A 19317-nucleotide genomic window follows, 5' to 3' on the forward strand; every position below is an offset into this window, starting at 1 on the left:
GCCTTATGGCGGCCTTTTTTGTTTATAATCACGCAATAAATTTAAAGATAAGCCCTCTTTTTATGATGAATTTTCATCATATACAACACGGAAACAGTATGAGCCAAAATCAATCATTATCGAATAACAACAATCACCCCGCTTTTGAATTCAAGGGTGAGCACGAAATTGATTCACTGAATTTAACCATTCAACACTTTGAGCATAAAGTGACCGGAGCGGCACATTACCACTTAGCGGCCGATGACCCGCAGAATGTATTCTTGGTGGCTTTACGTACCGTGCCAATGGATTCGACCGGGGTGGCGCATATTTTGGAACATACCACTTTATGCGGCAGTGAAAAATACCCAGTACGCGACCCGTTCTTTATGATGATTCGCCGTTCTTTAAACACCTTTATGAACGCGTTCACCTCAAGTGATTGGACGGCATATCCGTTTGCCACTGAAAACCGTAAAGACTTTCAAAATCTATTACAGGTGTATATGGATGCGGTGTTTTTCCCCAATCTCGATCCGTTGGATTTTGCCCAAGAAGGTCACCGTTTTGAGTTTGAAGAGATGACCAATCCCGATTCGCCTTTAACCTATAAGGGCGTGGTTTTCAATGAGATGAAAGGGGCGATGAGTTCACCTGTTTCTACTTTATGGCAGGCCTTTTCTTCTGAACTTTATCCAACCAGCACTTATCACTATAACAGTGGCGGTGAACCGGAAGATATTCCCAATCTAACGCACCAGCAATTGGTTGATTTTCATAAATTACATTACCATCCTTCCAATGCGGTTTTTATGACCTATGGTGATATCCCCGCGGCCGAGCACCAATCGCAATTTGAAGAACTTGCTTTGGCACGTTTTCAAGACACCGTGCCGCAAGTGCATGTCGGTTTGGAATCTCGTTACTCCGAGCCAAAAGTGGTGGAAACCAGCTATGCACTAGATGAGGAAGATGTTTCCGCCAAAACGCATATCGTTTTGGGTTGGCTGTTAGGTCAAAACCAAGATCCATTGAATGTATTGCGTGGCCATTTGTTGTCTTCGGTGTTGTTGGATAATAGTGCTTCACCTTTGCGTAAGTTACTGGAAGAGACCGAGTTGGCGAATGCACCGTCACCATTATGTGGCTTTGAAGAGTCGAATAAAGAGATGGCATTTGTGGTGGGTGTGCAAGGTTCGGAAGCCGAACATGCACCAGCCGTTGAAGCCATGATATTGACCGAGTTACAGCGTATTGCCGATGAAGGGGTTGAACAGTCTCAAGTCGAAGCGATGTTGCATCAGTTGGAATTGTCACAGCGTGAAGTGGGTGGAGATGGATATCCTTACGGTTTGCAGTTGATTTTGCATTCCTTAGCCGGTGCATTGCATGAAGGTGATCCTATTGCGCTGTTAGATACCGATGCGGCGTTAAAACAATTGGAAAACGAGGTGAAATCGCCTGACTTCATACCTGGCCTGGTTAAGTCCTTATTATTGGATAATCGCCATAGGGTGCGTTTGACCATGAAGCCGGACACAGAATTATCGGCGAAAAAAGAGCAAGCTGAAAAGGCGAAACTTGCGGAAATTCAGGCTAAGCTAACGGATGCAGAAAAACAAGCGATTATCGAGCAAGCTGTCGCTTTGGAGGCGCGTCAGGCACAAGAAGATGATCCGACGATTTTACCCGAAGTGACTAAGGATGATATTCCAGCGGATATCAAAGTCTATAAGGCGGAGCACTCTAGCATTGCTGACATGGCGGTGAAAAGCTACCAGTGTGGCACTAATGGGTTGACTTACGAGCAATTGATTATTGACCTGCCGAACTTGACTGAACAAGAGCAGGAATTAATGCCTCTGTTCAATAGTTGTTTGACCGAGGTGGGCACGCAGCAACGTGACTATATTGAGATGCAATCTCACCAGGCAGAGGTTTCTGGCGGTATCTCGGCACGTTCAAGTGTGCACTCAAAAATCGGTGAGCCGCAAGGTTACCATAGCCACTTCATCTTGTCGTCAAAGGCATTGAACCGCAATCAGCAACTTATGGCCGAGCTGTTGCACGAAACCTTGAATGAGGCGCGTTTTGATGAGAGCAATCGTCTTAAAGATTTGGTGTCGCAAATTCGCTCTTCGGTTGATCATGGCATTACCGGAAACGGTCATGGCTTGGCGATGATGGCTGCCGTGCAAAACTATACGCCGGCGGCGCGTTGGAAATATGCCCGTTCTGGTTTTGCTGGTATTCAATACATTAAAAAACTGCATGAAGAGTTAAAGTCAGAAGATGCGATGAGTGCTTTTTCGGCTGGTTTAAGTTCGATTCAAAGTAAAATCAAACAGTCTGCCAAACAAGCCTTGGTCATCAGCGATGAGCCTGGCATGGAGTCGGCTTTGCAATCGATGGATAATGTTTGGAATCAATCTACAGGCGTGACCAATCAGGCACCGTTTGAGTTTGACGCTAGCCAAAACGCGGTAAACCAGGCCTGGGTAACCAGTACGCAAGTTAACTTCTGTGCATTAGCTTACCCTGCAGTGCCCGCTGATCACGAAGATGCGCCTAAGTTATCTGTTTTAGGTGCGTGTTTACGTAATGGTTTCTTGCACTCGGCGATTCGTGAAAAGGGCGGTGCTTACGGTGGTGGTGCCAGCTACAATGCCGAAGCGAATGCGTTTGTGTTCTATTCATATCGTGATCCACGCTTATTGGAGACCTACAGCGATTTTAAACGAGCACATGAATGGTTGATGAGTGCGGAAGCCACCCAAGCTAAAGTCGATGAAGCGATTTTGAATGTCATCAGTGCTATGGATAAACCCGGTTCACCGGCAGGTGAGATGAAAAAAGCCTTTTACCAAGACTTATATGGTCGTACACATGAAATTCGCATGGCCTATCGCCATGGGGTTATTTCTACCACCATTGCGGAGTTAAGGGCGTTGGCAGAGAAGTATTTGACCAACGATAATATTTCGTCGGTTGTATTAACCAATAGTCAAAATGCGGATAAATTAAAAGACAATGGATTTGAGGTTTTCAAGCTTTAAATCTAGCGTGAATTGATCGGCAAAAAGCCCTAATCATTGGTTTGATTAGGGGCTTTTTTTGTTTTGTATTATTAGATTTTTGGAGAACAGGTTAAGTTATTCTATAAAGATTAAATACTGCAACTTCCATAAATCAAATAGCAATTTGATATTTCCTTCATTGTCACCTGCCAACATAATCTCATCTTGGGTTAAGAAAGATTGGTTGGCAAGCTGAGCGATAAATTGGGCGGAAGCCCCGAAGCTATCCCAAACGGCACCATTGATGTAAAGCTGGGTATTACCGTCAATTTCAGCATAGGCAAAACGGCAAACCGGATCTTTCACCAGGCCTGGTTCGACTTGCAACGCCCCCATGAAGTCTTCAATATCGGGTGTTTCCTCTTCGGTTAAAGGCTCTGGAAGTTGTTGGGCGGCAACCTGGTCAAGCTGGGTGGCAAAACGCCCAAACCAGGTTTTCAGTAGAGTTTTATCTTCCAACACACTTTTTAATAGTGTTTGCGCCTGTTCGCTGGCGGCATCGGTCACTTCACCAGGGTTAAGGTTTTCTGGCCAAGTGGGGTCGATGTATAAATCCTTAAAGCAGCCCATCTCTGAAAGGTGGTCACCAAAGCTATCCCACAATTCTTGACCACGATAGGTACGGTAGCCGATTGAGTAAGTCATACACTCATCATCTAACGCAACCCCGTGATGCCCCCATTTTGGCGGAATATAAAGAATGTCGCCTTTTTCAAAAACGTAATCTTCTTCAACGGTAAAGGTTTGCATCAAGCGTAAATCGACACCTTGAATATAGTTGTCTTCAGAGCAGTCTTGAGAGGTGAGTTTCCAGTTGCGTTTACCTGCTGCTTGGAGTAAAAACACATCATAATGGTCAAAATGTGGACCAACGTTTCCACCTTTGGTGGCGTAGCTAATCATAATGTCGTCAATACGCCAGCGGGGTAAAAAATCAAAATCGTTCAACACATCGGTGACTTCTGGTACCAAACGGTCCATGCCTTGAATCAATAAAGTCCAATTCTCTTCAGGAAGGGTTTCATACGTCTCTTCGCTAAAAGGGCCTTTTTTGAGCTCGTAATCGGTATCGGAGTGTTGTATTACGATACGGCTTTCCACTTCGTCTTCCAAAGAGAGTCCTGCTAACTCCTCGGCTGAAACCGGTGTTTCAAAGTCGGGCAAGGCGCCACGAATGACTAACGGTTTCTTTTGCCAGTAATCTGAAAGAAAAGTTTTTAAATCAATATCTTGAAACTGAATCATAATCAATATTCTCTAAGGTTTTTGTTGAACCACGAAGTCACGAAGACACGAAGTTTTAAGATTTATAAAGTTAGGATGGGGTGTTGTAGAAAGGGTGTTTATGGTGAAAATATAAAATTTGTTAACCATTAAGAACGAAGTCACACCCGCCGTTTAAAAATCTTCGTGACTTCGTGACTTCGTGTCTTTGTGGTTAACCTAGATTACCTTGCCTTCAACATGGTTATGGCTAGTTCTATGTTCGCTGCCTGTTGCGCCGCATTACCGATATAGGTTGCAGGCGTTAGGTTGCGAAGATATTCTTTGGCATCCGCTGGTAAACCTTCTAAGCCATCCACAAAGTTCTGCATAATCTCTTTGTTGACACGTTGACCACGCGTTAAATCTTTTAGCTTTTCATAAGGCTTGTCAAAACCGTGACGACGCATTACCGTTTGGATTGCTTCGGCCAATACTTCCCAGTTGCTATCTAAATCATCCGCCATCGCTTGGGCGTTAACTTCTAGCTTACCTAGGCCTTTCATGGTGGCCTGCAGAGAAATCATGGTATGAGCAACACCTACACCTAAGTTACGTAACACGGTAGAGTCAGTTAAGTCACGCTGCCAGCGAGAAATAGGCAACTTCATGGCTAGATGTTCAAAAATGGCATTAGCCATTCCTAAGTTACCCTCAGAGTTTTCAAAGTCAATTGGATTAACTTTATGTGGCATCGCTGAAGAACCGATTTCACCGGCAACGGTTTTTTGCTTGAAGAAACCAACCGAGATATAACTCCATACATCGCGATCAAAGTCGATCAGGATGGTGTTGAAACGAGACATAGCATGGAAATATTCCGCAATATAGTCATGAGGTTCAATCTGAGTAGTGTAAGGGTTCCAAAGCAGACCTAGACTCTGTACAAACTGCTCAGATAACTCATACCAGTTCACATCTGGATAAGAAGCCAAGTGCGCATTGTAGTTACCGGTAGCACCGTTGATTTTTCCCATGATCTGCACATTCATTAACTGCTTGGCTTGACGCTGTAAACGGTAAGCGACGTTCGCCCACTCTTTACCTGTAGTGGTTGGAGAGGCCGGTTGACCGTGAGTACGTGCCATCATTGGAATGTCTGCCATTTCAACACTCATTTCAACCACTTTGGCAATCAACTCATCCATACCAGGGATAATGATGAATTCACGTGCGTCTTTTAACATTAAGGCGTAAGACAGATTGTTGATGTCCTCTGAGGTACAAGCAAAGTGTACAAACTCAGAAACCGCCATTAACTCGTCGTTACCCGCAAAATGCTCTTTGATCAGGTATTCAACCGCTTTCACATCATGGTTGGTTGTGCGCTCAATCTCTTTAACTCGTTCAGCCATCTCTAGAGTGAACTCATCCACCAATTTCATTAGGTGCTGTTCAGCTTCAGAACTTAATTTAGGCACTTCCGGAAAACCAGGATGGTTAGCCAACATGCGCAACCAAAAAACTTCTACTTTTACACGGTTTTTAATTAAGCCGAACTCACTAAAAACTTCTTTTAAGTTGCTTAAACGAGCTCCGTAACGACCGTCTACAGGAGAAATTGCGGTTAATTCTGAAAGTTGCATATGATAAGTTCCTCTTAGCAATAATGTGCAGTAAATTTAATGGCGATGATTATACCTTAAAATCCATATTTATTTTATGCTTTAAAGGTTAAAGCGTGGTTTGTTTTCAGCTCTTTTAATAAGGTGAAAAGACGCTCGGTTTGGAGCAAAGTCGCCAGGCCAGGATAGAGGCGATATATAATGCGATCAATCATCATGAGAAACTGACAGTTGGGTAAATAATCGGGTGCTGCATATTGAATACCCCAAACAGATTCATAATAGGAATATTGACGCAACGATGAATAAAAACTCTCAGGCGAGTTCACAGAGCCAAAACCTTGATTTAAATAAACCTTGTTTGGCTGATTCACAAAGCCGAGGAGAGTTGTTTGCGTTGAGTCTGACCTTGATAGAGGCTTGGTTCCCAATCTTTGCTTTTTTCACGGTGGCCGCGTTGGGAGGTTTGCATGCTTATTTCTATAGCCTTTTAGTAGCAGTGTTGTTTTTATTCATCTGGTGGGTTTGGCGAGGAAAACAGGCCGAAATTCGATTGACTTCGGCTTATAAAAACCTTGGATTAACCACGTTATTTATCACCTCCTTATTTGCACTGACGTTTATCGGCCTGCAATATACAACCGCGACGAATGTGGCGATCATTCTGTTTTTACAAATCTTGTTTAGTTATTTGTTTTTAGGCCGTCGTCAAGAGGAACGGTTGAATTTAAAACAGGTCAGCGGTGCGTTACTGATGACCTTGGGCGCATTGCTGATTCTATTTCCAGGCTCTTTAAAAGCCAATATTGGTGATTTATTCGTTTTGGGCGCGGCGATGTTGGCTCCAATCGCCAACCTGTATCAAAAAAAGGCGAGGGCGCAGGTTTCCAGTGAAACGATTCTGTTGGTTCGTAGCGTAATCGCTTTACCGTTTATTTACCTTTTAGCGAGCTTGTTTGAGCTTGCTCCGAGTATTGAAATGCTTGAATCGCAGTTTGTCTGGTTGCTATTAACCGGGTTTTTGGTGTTTTTTGTCGCCAAAGTGCTGTGGGTGGAGGCCATTTATATTTTACCGATTACCAAAGTCAATGCGCTGTTTGCCTTTGCTCCTTTGATGACGATGGGATTGGCTTATCTGGTGTTAAACCAAGTGCCTAATCTATATCAAATACTGGGTATGTTGCCTATTCTGATGGGTGGATATCTTATAACTCGGCGTTAACTTAATGGTTTTAACAGAGTAACCAGGCCTGGTCGTTAAAAGTGAATAAATGTCACTCAACTGGATACGGGAAATTGTAAGCAATTTAGGGTGGTTTTATCGCGCTTAAAAGCCGGATTAGCCCTCTTGAATAAGAATCATTGATGATAATTTTTTTGTGCCAAAAGCCGTATTCCTTTATACTTCCCTAAAAAAATATATAAGGAATTTAAATGAGTTTATATACAGAATACATGGATGAAATCGAGACTCGTAAGAAAGAGCTTGGATTGCACCCAAAACCGATTGATAGTGCTGAATTGTTGTCTGAGATTATTGCCCAAATCAAAGAGTCTGGAAATAAGTATCGCGAAGACTCTTTAAAGTTCTTTATTTACAATACACTGCCAGGTACAACACCTGCAGCGGGCGTTAAGGCGCAATTTTTAAAAGAGATTATTTTAGGTGAAGCGGTTGTAGAAGAAATTACGCCAACCTTCGCTTTTGAATTGTTGTCACACATGAAGGGTGGTCCTTCTATAGAAGTGCTATTGGATTTGGCTCTGTCTGATAATGAAGAGGTTGCCAACCCTGCCGCAGAGGTTTTGAAAACGCAAGTGTTTCTTTATGAAGCTGATACGGAACGTCTTGAAACCGCCTATAAATCGGGTAATCAAATCGCTAAAGATATTCTTGAAAGTTACGCTCGAGCAGACTTCTTTACCAAACTTCCAGAGTTGGATGAAGAGATTAAGGTGGTAACTTATGTTGCCGCAGAAGGGGATATCTCTACCGATTTACTTTCTCCAGGTAACCAAGCGCACTCTCGCTCAGACCGTGAACTGCACGGCCAGTGTATGATTAGCCCTGAAGCTCAGGTTAACATCAAAGAATTACAAAAAGACAACCCTGATGCCAAAGTCATGTTGATTGCTGAAAAAGGCACCATGGGTGTTGGGTCTTCACGTATGTCAGGTGTGAACAACGTGGCACTTTGGACCGGTGAGCCAATCAGTCCTTACGTACCTTTTGTTAACAAAGCGCCAATTGTTGCGGGAACAAACGGTATCTCGCCTATCTTTTTAACTACGGTTGATGTAACAGGTGGTATTGGAATCGACCTGCAAAACTGGGTTAAAAAGCTAGATGCCAATGGTAAGCCAGTCGTAGATGATAATGGTGATGTTGTTCTAGAACAGGCTTATTCAGTTGATACCGGAACGGTTCTGACAATCAACACTAAAAAGAAAAAACTATATAACGGTGATAAAGAACTGGCTGATATCTCTGCCTCATTTACGCCTCAAAAAGTTGAATTCATGCGTGCAGGTGGTTCTTACGCGGTTGTATTTGGTAAAAAATTGCAGACTTTTGCGGCGGAAACACTTGGTGTAGAAACTCCACTGGTATTTGCACCGGCCAAGGAAATTTCGCATCCTGGTCAGGGGTTGACGGCGGTTGAAAAAATATTTAATAAAAATGCGGTTGGCGTCAAATCTAAAACACCATTGCATGCTGGATCTGATGTTCGTGTAAAAGTGAACATAGTGGGTTCTCAGGACACAACTGGGTTGATGACCGCTCAAGAGCTTGAAGCGATGGCCGCGACTGTGATTTCTCCAACAGTGGACGGTGCTTACCAGTCAGGTTGTCATACTGCGTCTGTTTGGGATTCAAAAGCCCAGGCTAATATCCCTAAGCTGATGAGTTTTATGCATAAGTTCGGCATGATTACCGCTCGTGACCCTAAAAACGTTTACCACCCTATGACTGATGTTATTCATAAGGTGTTGAATGATATTACCGTTGATGAGTGGGCGATTATTATTGGTGGTGACTCACATACACGTATGTCAAAAGGGGTGGCATTTGGAGCTGACTCTGGAACTGTTGCTTTAGCACTAGCGACGGGTGAGGCAACAATGCCGATTCCTGATTCGGTAAAAGTGACCTTTAAAGGTCATATGAAAAGCCACATGGACTTCCGTGATGTGGTACATGCCACGCAAGCTCAAATGTTAAAAGAGTTTGGCGAAAACGTCTTCCAGGGACGCATCATTGAAGTGCATATCGGAACTCTGTTGGCAGATCAGGCTTTCACCTTTACCGACTGGACAGCGGAAATGAAGGCGAAGGCGTCAATCAATATTTCTGAAGACAAAACTTTGATTGAGTCATTGGAGATTGCGAAGCACCGAATTCAAATCATGATTGATAAGGGTATGGATAATGACATCCATATGCTTCAAGGTTTGATTGAAAGAGCGGATAAGCGCATTGCGGAGATTAAATCAGGAGAGAAACCTGCTTTAAGACCTGATGATAACGCTAAATACTATGCTGAAGTGGTTGTCGACTTAGATCAAATTGATGAGCCAATGATTGCCGATCCGGATGTGAATAACCCTGATGTTTCAAAACGTTACACGCATGACTCTATCAGAGGTCTTTCTTCTTATGGTGGAACCAAGACGGTAGACCTTGGTTTTGTTGGATCTTGTATGGTTCACAAGGGTGACATGCAGATCATTGCGCAGATGCTTAGAAACCTTGAAGCGAAGAATGGTTCTGTTGAATTTAAGGCTCCGCTAGTCATTGCGCCGCCAACGTATAACATTGTTGATGAACTGAAAGCCGAAGGCGATTGGGAAATACTTCAAAAATATGCTGGTTTTGAGTTCGATGACAATGCACCTAAAAATGAGGCTCGTACCAAGTACGAAAACATCATGTATCTTGAGCGCCCGGGTTGTAACCTTTGTATGGGGAACCAGGAAAAAGCAGAAAAAGGTGACACGGTATTAGCGACTTCGACACGTCTGTTCCAAGGTCGTGTGGTAGAGGATTCGGCAGAGAAGAAAGGGGAGTCGTTATTGGCTTCAACCCCTGTTGTTGTGCTTTCCACTATTCTTGGTCGCATACCTACTTTGGAGGAATACAAAGAAGCCGTTAGTGGTATTCACTTAACCGACTTTGCTCCTCCAGCTAAGGAACTAAGCTCAGAACCTGCTACAATCAAGTTCAATATATAAATTAGCCGAAGTCTTTATCGGACACTGCAGCAGAAAAGCCTAAATAACCTATATTCAACTTTATGGGTTATTTTGGCTTTTTTATTGCGGTTCGCTTTTTTGTATCAGACTTTGGGGTTTCGGAAACATAATTCGGTTTCAAGTTACCTCTTAGCAGTTAAGCCAATAAAAACCGACTATGATTTAATTCAAAGTCGGTTTTTTTATGTCTGGAATAAAGTGCCAGCGGGTAAAAATCCTAGCGGATCTTGTCTCAAACAGCCATGGCAACAAGTATCTGTTGTTTTCTAAGTGTGTATGTGAAGTTTTATAAAGGGACTTATCAATATTATTTTGGTCAATTAACAGATGTTAAATGCTGAAAAATTTATAATAGCTAGCGAAAAAAGGTTGTGTACTCATAATTGTGTATTGAAGAGATTGAAAATTTAGGGAATAAAATGCGTTTAACAAGGTTTGTTACAGTATCAATTATTGGATTGTCTTTAATGGGGTGCGCCTCGACCTCAGATAATGGAAGCTCGTCAAGTTCACGTAAATTGAATCAAGCGGATATTGATTTGATTGTCGAAAGAGCAAAAGCTGAAGAACGTGCACGTATTAATCGAGAATTAATGTATCAAGCGAAACAAAAAAGAGTGTTTGATGATATTTTGGCCAGACAATATACCCAAACAACCTTGGCGGACAAATCTAAAAAAACCAACGTTTCTCAACCCATTCAGGCGCTAGATCATCAAAAACAGATTAAAAAAATCATTCCAGAAAATAGACAGCCTGTTTTATATAAAAAACTTAATGGCGTTGAATATTTCCGTTGTGCGGCCAATTCCTTAACACCGGTTACAACCGAAAAAGGGCTGGTAACTTACTCTACAGATAAGCTAGAGCTAAGTGCCACTCTTTGTAAATCCAGTCGTGATAAGTCGACAATCCTTAAATTGCAGAATAGCTTGTATAAGCTCGGTTATTTGAAATCCGACACTCTGACTAAAGATCAGCTGATTGATGGCATTTGGGGAGAAACCACCTTAGTGGCGGTAAAAGAATATCAACAAGACAAAGGCCTGTTGTTAGGGCAGTTGACCATTGAAACTTTAGAGCATATCGGGGTGTTTGATGTACAAACCGCACCGCTTGATATGTTGGGTGTGAATGAGATTCAATTGGTTAAAGTGGCTACAGAAGAAAAAGCCGAGCCTAAATCAGAAACTACAGCCGAAACCGCTGCGATTAATCAGGTCGGAATGGCTGAAACCACGGATGAGCTGCCGAAGGTAGAGGGTTCAGAGGAAAAACCCGGCCAAAGTGAGGTTCAAAAACCTGCGGTGATTGCCGTTCACGATCAAGTTGAACCAGTAGAACAGCTGGCTAGCGCTGCTGACACTCATGGTTCAGCTATCATCAGTGCACCTGAAGTGGCTAAACAAGCCGTTGTGATTGAAAAAATCATACCTACTTCACGTAAGCTGGTGCTTTATAAAGAATTGGAAGGGGTGCGTTATTTCCGTTGTGCAGCCAACGCCTTGACACCAAATGAGATAAAACCGGGTGTATGGACTTATGAAAAAACCAAAACCGAATTGAGCGCGACCCTGTGTAAGATGAGCCGTGATGTTGCAACGATGACGGCCTTGCAGTATGAGTTATATAGCAAAGGTTATCTGAAGTCGGATACCTTAACTCAGGACCAATTAATTGATGGTGTTTGGGGTGAGTCTACTTTGATGGCACTTAAAGAATATCAACAACAGAACGGTCTGCTTTTCGGTCAGTTGACGATTGAATCGCTTGAACATCTTGGCGTGTTTTCGGCTGACCCGATGCGAATCAAGCCAGCCAATAGCGTGGTAGTGCATTCTCAGACAGCAAGTGAAACAGCAACACCGGTTGATAAAGACATTTTGCCATTAGCACAAAGCGGACATAAGGTCGCCGAGAAGATGGTTGAGAAGATGGATGTGCATCAAACCGCTGGCGAAACCATGCCTGTCGTAGATAACGGTGATATCGCTAAGACGATTAAGCTGGTGAGAGTCCCTGGCGACACTTTTAAGGTGACGGATGCGGTCGACACCGCCAAGTATCTTGTTTATGGCACGGTTGATGGTAACAAGGTATGGCGTTGTCGTGCACGTTCAGAAGTGCCACAGACATCGGAAAATGGTGAGAATGTATATAACGGTGTCATGGAGTTCCGTGCCACCTTATGCAAGGTGAGCCGGAGTGCTGAAATTATTAAAGCGTTGCAGTTGGCTTTAAAAGAGAAAGGGTATCTGAAACCGAGTCCTCCTTTGGATTTGGTTGTGGTTGACGGAGTCTGGGGAATCAATACCTTGGATGCGGTTAAGGCCTATCAGAAAGCGAATGGTTTAGCTTACGGACAGTTAACCCTGGAAGTCTTTGAACATTTAGGTGTTTTTGAGAAAGAGTAAACACAACGAATTAGTATCCGTTTATAGCGGGGATTTGATTGGAAAACAGCCCGCAAATGCGGGCTGTTTGATTTTGTGGTTTTGTCTGCTATTAAAAGCTACCAGGCCTGGTAGCTTTGATGGTCAATGCTTGGAGCTTAGAGCTTAATGCATGGTTGATAGGAACATAGAAAGCTTGCTAGCGGTTTGTGTGCCGATATCCCCCATCAGTTCTTCAATTACCGATTTTTTACCTTCATAAAAACGGATGTTTTCATTACCGATGACATCCCTGGCGACATGGCCCAGGTCACCTAAACCATCGATCAATCCGTTTTCGGTCGCTTCGTCACCCAGCCAAACTAGGCCGGTATAGGTGTCAGGTGTTTCTTTGATTCTGTCACCACGACCATCACGCACCGCATTGATAAACTGTTGGTGGGTACGCTCTAAAACGTGTTCCTGGAAGAATTTACGTCCTGCCTCATCTTTTTCGCTAAATGGATCGATAAAGGTCTTGTGTTCACCAGCATGCATTGAGCGGTTTTCAACCCCAAGTTTTTCCATCAGGCTGGTTACACCAAAGGTATCCATTCTTACACCAATAGAACCCACCATTGAACCTTCATTGGCATAAATTTTATCTGCTGCCACGGCAATGTAATAGCAGCCAGAAGCACATAAATCTTCGACGACCACATAAGCCGGTTTATGGTATTTGGTTTTTAAACGTTCAATTTCATCATTGATCAATGCTGATTGAACTGGGCTGCCTCCAGGTGAGTTGGCCAAGATAACGACGGCTTCACTTGCTTTGTTTTTGAATGCCTCTTGGAGTAATGGCTTAATTGCTTCAGCACTGGTTTTTGTACCTGGCATGATAGGACCATCCAATTTCACCACCGCTACATGGGGTTTACTGTTATTCAGCGAATCAAACTCATCACCAGAAGAGATGTTTTGGCTCGCGATATAGACAAAAAATATGATGTAACCGGCAACCGCTAACTTAAGTAAATTGGCAAAACGACGACTCCAACGTTCTTGTTTTACTAAAGATTCAACGGCAATCGCCAAACGATTAAATCCTTGTTGTGAGTTTTGAGGCTCTTGATCCATTTTTTATCCTTTATAATGTGTGCATATAAGCAATCAATTCTAACCGTTTCTAGTTTATGACCCAAGATAATATCCAAACAAACAATGAAAATAATCAAACATCTGTCAGTGTCGACACTCCAGTCGACGAATTTGATATTGAGGCTTTTTTAAAGCAATTGACAGAAAGACCTGGGGTCTATCGGATGATAAACGCCAAAGGTACGATTATTTATGTGGGTAAAGCTAAGAACTTAAAGCGTCGAGTTTCCAGTTACTTCAAAAAGCGACACGATGAGATTAAAACCGCCAAAATGGTGATGCAAATCGCACGTGTGGAAGTTACGGTTACTGATACGGATAGTGAAGCTTTTATATTAGAAAATACATTAATAAAGCGTTATAAGCCTAAGTATAATATACTTTTTAGAGATGATAAATCCTACCCTTATATTTTTGTTTCCACTTCAAAGACGTTTCCGGCTTTGAGTTATCACCGTGGCGCTAAACGCCGTGTTGGTGAGTATTTCGGACCTTTTCCCAATGCGTCTGCCGTGCATCAGACATTGCAATCGTTGCAAAAAATCTTTCCGGTAAGACAGTGTGCCGAGAGTGTTTTTAACCATCGTTCTCGACCTTGTTTGCAATATCAAATCAAACGTTGTTCTGGACCTTGTGTTGAAGGTTTGGTAACCAAAGAACAGTATCAGGAAGATGTTCGTCATACTTTAGGGTTTCTGCAAGGCAAGAGTTTTGAGGTGATTGAAGAGCTTGGACAAAAAATGGAACAAGCTTCCGCAGAGTTGGAGTTCGAACAAGCGGCACGCTATCGTGATCAAGTTTCAGCTTTAAGAGCGATACAAAGCCAGCATCTTATCAATCAACCCGGGTCGAAAGATATGGATGTGATTGCGGTAGCAGAGCAAGCCTCTCAGGTTTGCGTATGCCTGATGATGTATCGGGGAGGTAATCTATGGGGCAGTGAGCACTATTATCCAAAACTTTCAGATGTGTATGAAAAACAGGAAGTGATTGCCGCTTTCATCACTCAGCATTACCAGGAACACCCCGTTCCAGCTGAACTGGTTCTAGATTGTGACTTGGAAGATAAAGCCGTTATCCAGGCCTGGTTAAAAGAACAAAGACAAAAAGCGGTGCTGATAAAAGGTGCCCATAACCAGGTTAATAAAGGTTTGGTGCAACTAGCCACCACTAATGCTTTGTCGGGGCTAAAACAACATATGACGCAACGCGCAACGCAAATCCAAAGGGTGCAAGCTTTGCAAGAAGTGTTAGCGTTGGTCAATCCGCCCAATTACATGGAATGTTTTGATATTAGCCATACACAAGGTCAAATGACAATTGCCAGTTGTGTGGTGTTCAATGATGGAATTCCGAATACCCAGGCCTATCGAAAATTCAATATAGAAGGTATTCAGCCAGGAGATGACTATGCCGCCATGCATCAAGCCATGCAACGTCGCTATGCACGCTTAAAGAAAGAGGAGGATGCGTTACCGGACTTAATTGTGGTTGACGGGGGTAAAGGACAGCTCTCTCAAGCGATTGATGTTTTAAAGTCATTGGAACTTGAGCACGTGCCATTGGTCTCTGTGGCCAAAGGGGAAGGGCGCAAGGCTGGATTGGAAATCCTCTATACACCGTACAATCTAGAGGGGATTGATTTGGAGTCAGATGATATCGCATTACATCTAATCAACCATATTCGAGATGAGGCTCACCGTTTTGCCATTACCTCACATAGGGCGAAAAGAACCAAGGCACAAACGCAATCCAGCCTAGAAGCAATCGAAGGAATTGGTCCTAAAACACGTAAGCAACTATTGGTGCATTTTGGCGGCTTAACCGAGGTAAAAGAGGCCTCGGTTTCAGAACTCCAAAAAGTGAAGGGTATAAGTTTAGAAAAAGCCCAAAAAATCTATGATTTCTTTCATGGCGGTTTTTAAAGTCTTCAAATTTAATTTCAATCAACAAGATTTTTGTCAGGTGTGGTAGTATTCATGCCATTATTTTATTTGCAGTTAAAAGAGTAATTATGTCAATTAAATCCTTACCGATGATGATGACCTGGAGTCGTGTTGTACTGATTCCAGTCTTTCTGGTTTGTTATTACGCTCCTATTGAAGATGCCCGTTTTTGGGCTGGTCTAGCTTTTATGGTTGCGGCCATCACGGATTGGTTTGATGGCTACTTAGCCAGAAAACTAGGTTCTGATAGCAAGTTAGGCGCTTTTTTAGACCCTGTTGCGGATAAATTGATTGTGGCCGCGGCCTTGATTGTCGTGGCGGCAGAATATCATGACAATATCTATGTCATCATTTCAGCCGTATTGATTATGATGCGAGAAATCGGCATCTCCGCTCTACGTGAATGGATGGCCGAGAACAATGCTCGAGAAGTGGTCGCCGTATCTAAACTGGGTAAAATCAAAACGGCTTCTCAGTTAGCGGCGTTGACCTGGTTGTTATATGGCGGTACTTTGTGGGGTGTAAATTGGGGAGAACTAGGTTTCCCAATGCTGTATTTTGCTGCGCTATTGACGGTTATCACCTGGGTGCAATATACCGTAGCCGCTTTACCTGAAATTATTCGTTCAACAGAATCATAGACTTAGCGTGTAAGTGGTTTTTTACCCCAAAAAAATAAAATTCTTTTTAATTTTTTTCATAAAAAGTGCTTGACCTTTATGCTTCAGCCCCTATAATACGCCCCATCAAGCGGGAATAGCTCAGCGGTAGAGCACAACCTTGCCAAGGTTGGGGTCGCGAGTTCGATCCTCGTTTCCCGCTCCAAATGGCGGAATGGCAGAGTGGCTATGCAGCGGATTGCAAATCCGTGGACCTCGGTTCGACTCCGGGTTCCGCCTCCAATTTACTTACTTACCAAGTTTGTTGAATTGACAAAAATTTGAAAAGCATGGCGATGCAAATCACTATGCCCAGGTGGCGAAATTGGTAGACGCAGGGGACTTAAAATCCCCCGGTAGAAATACTGTGCCGGTTCGACTCCGGCCCTGGGCACCATATTCTAAAGGCTAGGTTAGATTGTTCTAACCTGGCTTTTTTTATTTCTACTTCCTGGTTTTTGTTGTCTATTGTTTTCAGTCAGTCTATTAATGGTGCAAAACACTGTTAAGAACCTCTTTAAGCAAGCTCTTTAGATGTGTTTTGTTTGATATGAGTTTATAAAGCGCTTTTAGCTCAAGCAGTATGAGAAGAGGTTTTATTGTAGATTAACAGTTAGGGTTACTGTTTTTTTCATGGTTTTCAAGATACTTCTGGAAAGACGTTTTGCATATTGGTTTGCTAATGAAGTAACCCTGCATTTGATCGCAGCCCATAGCCTTGATCATATCCATAGATTTCTGCGTTTCAATGCCTTCTGCAACAACATTTAGTCCAAGATTGTGACCTAAATTGATAATAGCACTCACAATCTTTTTATCATTTGCATCCTGGTTAATCTCAATGATAAATGATTTGTCTATTTTTAACTCATTGACAGGTAGTTTTTTTAAATAGGCGAGTGAGGAAAAGCCTGTTCCAAAATCATCAATCGAGATATGGACACCCAATTTATTGAGTTTCTGCAAGACTTCTAGCGATATGGCGAGGTTCTCCATCATGATGCTTTCGGTGATTTCAAGAGTTAAAAAGTGATATTCGAGGGCATATTTGTCCATGAACTCTTTCACTTTAGTGGTCAGGTCTTTATTTGAAAGGTCTCTTACCGATAGGTTTACTGCCACAGATATCTTGTGGCCAGATTTATGCCATTGGCTACATGCGGAGATGGCTTTTTCTATCATGCTTAATGTGAGTTTATGGATAACACCGGCACGTTCAGCGCTTTCAATGACTTTTTCAGGTGAAATGAAACCATAATCTTTATGCTTCCAGCGCAATAAACCTTCTGCTCCGCATAAATTTTGAGTGACTGCATCAATCTTGGGTTGAAAGTAGATATCAAACTGATCGTGTTCTAAGGCTTCGATAATATCATGGTTGAGACTCAGTCTGGCTTTGCTGTAGGTGTTTTGTGAGGAGTCATAAAACACATAACCCGCACGTTCACGTTTGGCCGTATACATGGCCATGTCGGCATGTTGTAAGAGTGTTTCAATGTCTATTCCATCATCGGGGTAGTTCACAATGCCAATACTGATGCCAATGCTGACCTTTTGATTGTCGATATCAATGGTATCACTTAACTTTTGAATGATGCTCTCGGCAAGCTTAGATGCGGTCTCCTTTTTAGTTTCAGGCAGAAGGATTGCGAACTCATCACCCCCTAGTCTTGCCAAAGTATCCGATTTACGGATAGAGTTTTTGATGCGTTGCGAAACTTCTATTAAAAGATGGTCTCCTGCAGCATGTCCAAGAGTATCGTTAATATCTTTAAAGAAATCTAAATCCATCAAAAACATGGAAAAAGGCGTGTTTTGTCTTTCTGAATGGAGTAGTTGATACTCAATTCTCTGATTGAGAAGAAAACGATTCGGTAACCCTGTTAAGTGATCGTGCATCGCTTGATGTTCTAAGGCGTTTTGACGTTGTGTCACTTCTTCATCCATTTCAATAAAGGCATCTATCAATTGGCCAACCTCAAGGGTTTTTGAAGATTCGATATTGGGTAGGTCAATATCAAAGGCTTTGGAGCGAAGTGCCAAAGTCACTTTATGGATAGGGGTGAAAACCATCCATTGCATTGAGATTAAAATAGCCGCAATGAACAACATGAAAAGCGCAATAATGACAAAAATCAGTTTATTGAACTGGTCGTCACTTTTCTTTAATTCTTGATCTGTATTTTGTTTCTCATCATTTAGGGTTTTGTCTATTTCATTCAGGTTTTGGACTACTTGTTCTACTAGTGGAAAAACTTGGGTCTTGATGATAAGAGTGTCTGAACGCCATTTGTCGGATTCTGAAATTTCCCTTAGAGTTACGAAGTTTTCATACCACGATTGGCTGGTTGTTATTGCCGATTTAAGAATGTCATTCGCTTCAAAACTGTCTTCATGGCGATAGAGTCGATTGAGAGTTTTGATGTTATTGGTAAATAGGGTATAGATGTCTTTAAGGCTGTTTCCTTGTTCATCGAGAATATCCGATGAAAATGATGCAAGCCTGTTGGCCATATAGATACGTGTTTGCGAGATGGCGCTGATCCATACTGAGTAAGATTTCAATAATAATGGGTATATCTGAGGTGATTTTACCTGTAGGTCGCCAGATTCGATTTCATTAATCAAGATTTCAAAACCAGATTTTATCGAGTTTTGTTGGTTCTCCATTATATTGGCTGATATGTCTAATCCTGGGTATTGTTTATTAATGTCCAGGCGGAATTTAACCAAGATATTGATTTTGCTTTTAAGGATGTAGAAGTTTTTTGATGTCCGCTCGGAAATCGCTTTTAAGTCTTTGTGAAAAGGGTGTTTAGATTCACTGAGCGCGGTTAACTTGTTGATTGCATTATTAGTGTTGATGTCAATTTTATGAATAAGGTCTTCATTTAACGGATCAAGTAAAAAAAGGTTTATATCTTGATTGATTGTCAGTAGGGTGTTTCTTAATCCTTCAAGATTAGACTGCTCTTTTAAGATGCCCTTGTAAGCAGAATTTACTGCGTCTCTGGTCGTGACCAAATTGTTGTAACTGA

Annotated in this window: 10 protein-coding genes and 3 tRNA genes; 9 read left to right on the forward strand and 4 right to left on the reverse strand. The window is 42.4% G+C overall.

From position 1 onward, the window contains the following. Positions 1–98: 98 nt before the first annotated feature. Positions 99–3038, forward strand: a complete 2940-nt coding sequence (locus L6421_RS05435) for an insulinase family protein (RefSeq protein WP_237264353.1) — start codon at positions 99–101, stop codon at positions 3036–3038. Positions 3039–3134: 96 nt separating this feature from the next. Here L6421_RS05435 and L6421_RS05440 read toward each other — a convergent pair whose 3' ends face one another. Together L6421_RS05440 and purB are read right to left on the reverse strand one after the other, a co-directional pair. Continuing rightward, complete coding sequence (locus L6421_RS05440; RefSeq protein ID WP_237264355.1) at positions 3135–4304, reverse strand: cupin domain-containing protein; 1170 nt, start codon at positions 4302–4304, stop codon at positions 3135–3137. Positions 4305–4507: 203 nt separating this feature from the next. After that, the gene (purB, locus tag L6421_RS05445) at positions 4508–5908 is read right to left on the reverse strand and encodes an adenylosuccinate lyase (RefSeq protein ID WP_237264357.1); all 1401 of its coding nucleotides are present in this window, start codon (positions 5906–5908) and stop codon (positions 4508–4510) included. A 280-nt stretch (positions 5909–6188) separates the two neighbouring features. On the opposite strand from purB, the gene L6421_RS05450 reads away from it, so the two are divergent. The 3 genes from L6421_RS05450 (at position 6189) to L6421_RS05460 (ending at position 12555) form a co-directional block, all read left to right on the forward strand. Then, on the forward strand, positions 6189–7109 hold the full coding sequence (locus tag L6421_RS05450) for a DMT family transporter (RefSeq protein ID WP_237264359.1): 921 nt from the start codon (positions 6189–6191) through the stop codon (positions 7107–7109). A 212-nt stretch (positions 7110–7321) separates the two neighbouring features. Then, entirely contained in the window at positions 7322–10120 is a 2799-nt protein-coding gene (locus L6421_RS05455) for a bifunctional aconitate hydratase 2/2-methylisocitrate dehydratase (RefSeq protein WP_237264361.1), read from the forward strand. Positions 10121–10608: 488 nt separating this feature from the next. Next, entirely contained in the window at positions 10609–12555 is a 1947-nt protein-coding gene (locus tag L6421_RS05460; protein ID WP_237264363.1) for a peptidoglycan-binding domain-containing protein, read from the forward strand. Positions 12556–12699: 144 nt separating this feature from the next. On the opposite strand, the gene L6421_RS05465 is transcribed toward L6421_RS05460, so the two are convergent. Further along, complete coding sequence (locus L6421_RS05465) at positions 12700–13653, reverse strand: S49 family peptidase (RefSeq protein WP_237264365.1); 954 nt, start codon at positions 13651–13653, stop codon at positions 12700–12702. Positions 13654–13709: 56 nt separating this feature from the next. Here L6421_RS05465 and uvrC point away from each other — a divergent pair, with 56 nt between their 5' ends. From uvrC to L6421_RS05490, 5 genes are all read left to right on the forward strand, one after another. Continuing rightward, a complete protein-coding gene (uvrC, locus tag L6421_RS05470; protein ID WP_237264367.1) occupies positions 13710–15599 on the forward strand; it encodes an excinuclease ABC subunit UvrC in 1890 nt (629 codons plus the stop codon). A gap of 89 nt (positions 15600–15688) precedes the next feature. Beyond that, a complete protein-coding gene (pgsA, locus tag L6421_RS05475; RefSeq protein WP_237264369.1) occupies positions 15689–16261 on the forward strand; it encodes a CDP-diacylglycerol--glycerol-3-phosphate 3-phosphatidyltransferase in 573 nt (190 codons plus the stop codon). A 109-nt stretch (positions 16262–16370) separates the two neighbouring features. After that, positions 16371–16445, forward strand: a tRNA-Gly gene (locus L6421_RS05480). A gap of 3 nt (positions 16446–16448) precedes the next feature. Continuing rightward, positions 16449–16522, forward strand: a tRNA-Cys gene (locus tag L6421_RS05485). A gap of 67 nt (positions 16523–16589) precedes the next feature. Continuing rightward, positions 16590–16676, forward strand: a tRNA-Leu gene (locus L6421_RS05490). Positions 16677–16885: 209 nt separating this feature from the next. Here L6421_RS05490 and L6421_RS05495 read toward each other — a convergent pair. After that, on the reverse strand, positions 16886–19303 hold the full coding sequence (locus tag L6421_RS05495; RefSeq protein ID WP_237264371.1) for a putative bifunctional diguanylate cyclase/phosphodiesterase: 2418 nt from the start codon (positions 19301–19303) through the stop codon (positions 16886–16888). Between the last annotated feature and the right edge of the window lie 14 nt (positions 19304–19317).

The organism is Thiomicrorhabdus immobilis (genome assembly GCF_021654855.1).
GTDB lineage: Bacteria > Pseudomonadota > Gammaproteobacteria > Thiomicrospirales > Thiomicrospiraceae > Thiomicrorhabdus > Thiomicrorhabdus immobilis.

What these genes read in the sequence shown, in the direction of transcription:
- purB (WP_237264357.1), bottom strand. Translation starts at nt 5,908, where the DNA reads ATGCAACTTTCAGAATTAACCGCAATTTCTCCTGTAGACGGTCGTTAC.
- L6421_RS05460 (WP_237264363.1), top strand. Translation starts at nt 10,609, where the DNA reads ATGGGGTGCGCCTCGACCTCAGATAATGGAAGCTCGTCAAGTTCACGT.
- pgsA (WP_237264369.1), top strand. Translation starts at nt 15,689, where the DNA reads ATGTCAATTAAATCCTTACCGATGATGATGACCTGGAGTCGTGTTGTA.
- L6421_RS05435 (WP_237264353.1), top strand. Translation starts at nt 99, where the DNA reads ATGAGCCAAAATCAATCATTATCGAATAACAACAATCACCCCGCTTTT.
- L6421_RS05465 (WP_237264365.1), bottom strand. Translation starts at nt 13,653, where the DNA reads ATGGATCAAGAGCCTCAAAACTCACAACAAGGATTTAATCGTTTGGCG.
- L6421_RS05450 (WP_237264359.1), top strand. Translation starts at nt 6,189, where the DNA reads ATGAATAAAAACTCTCAGGCGAGTTCACAGAGCCAAAACCTTGATTTA.
- uvrC (WP_237264367.1), top strand. Translation starts at nt 13,710, where the DNA reads ATGACCCAAGATAATATCCAAACAAACAATGAAAATAATCAAACATCT.
- L6421_RS05455 (WP_237264361.1), top strand. Translation starts at nt 7,322, where the DNA reads ATGAGTTTATATACAGAATACATGGATGAAATCGAGACTCGTAAGAAA.
- L6421_RS05440 (WP_237264355.1), bottom strand. Translation starts at nt 4,304, where the DNA reads ATGATTCAGTTTCAAGATATTGATTTAAAAACTTTTCTTTCAGATTAC.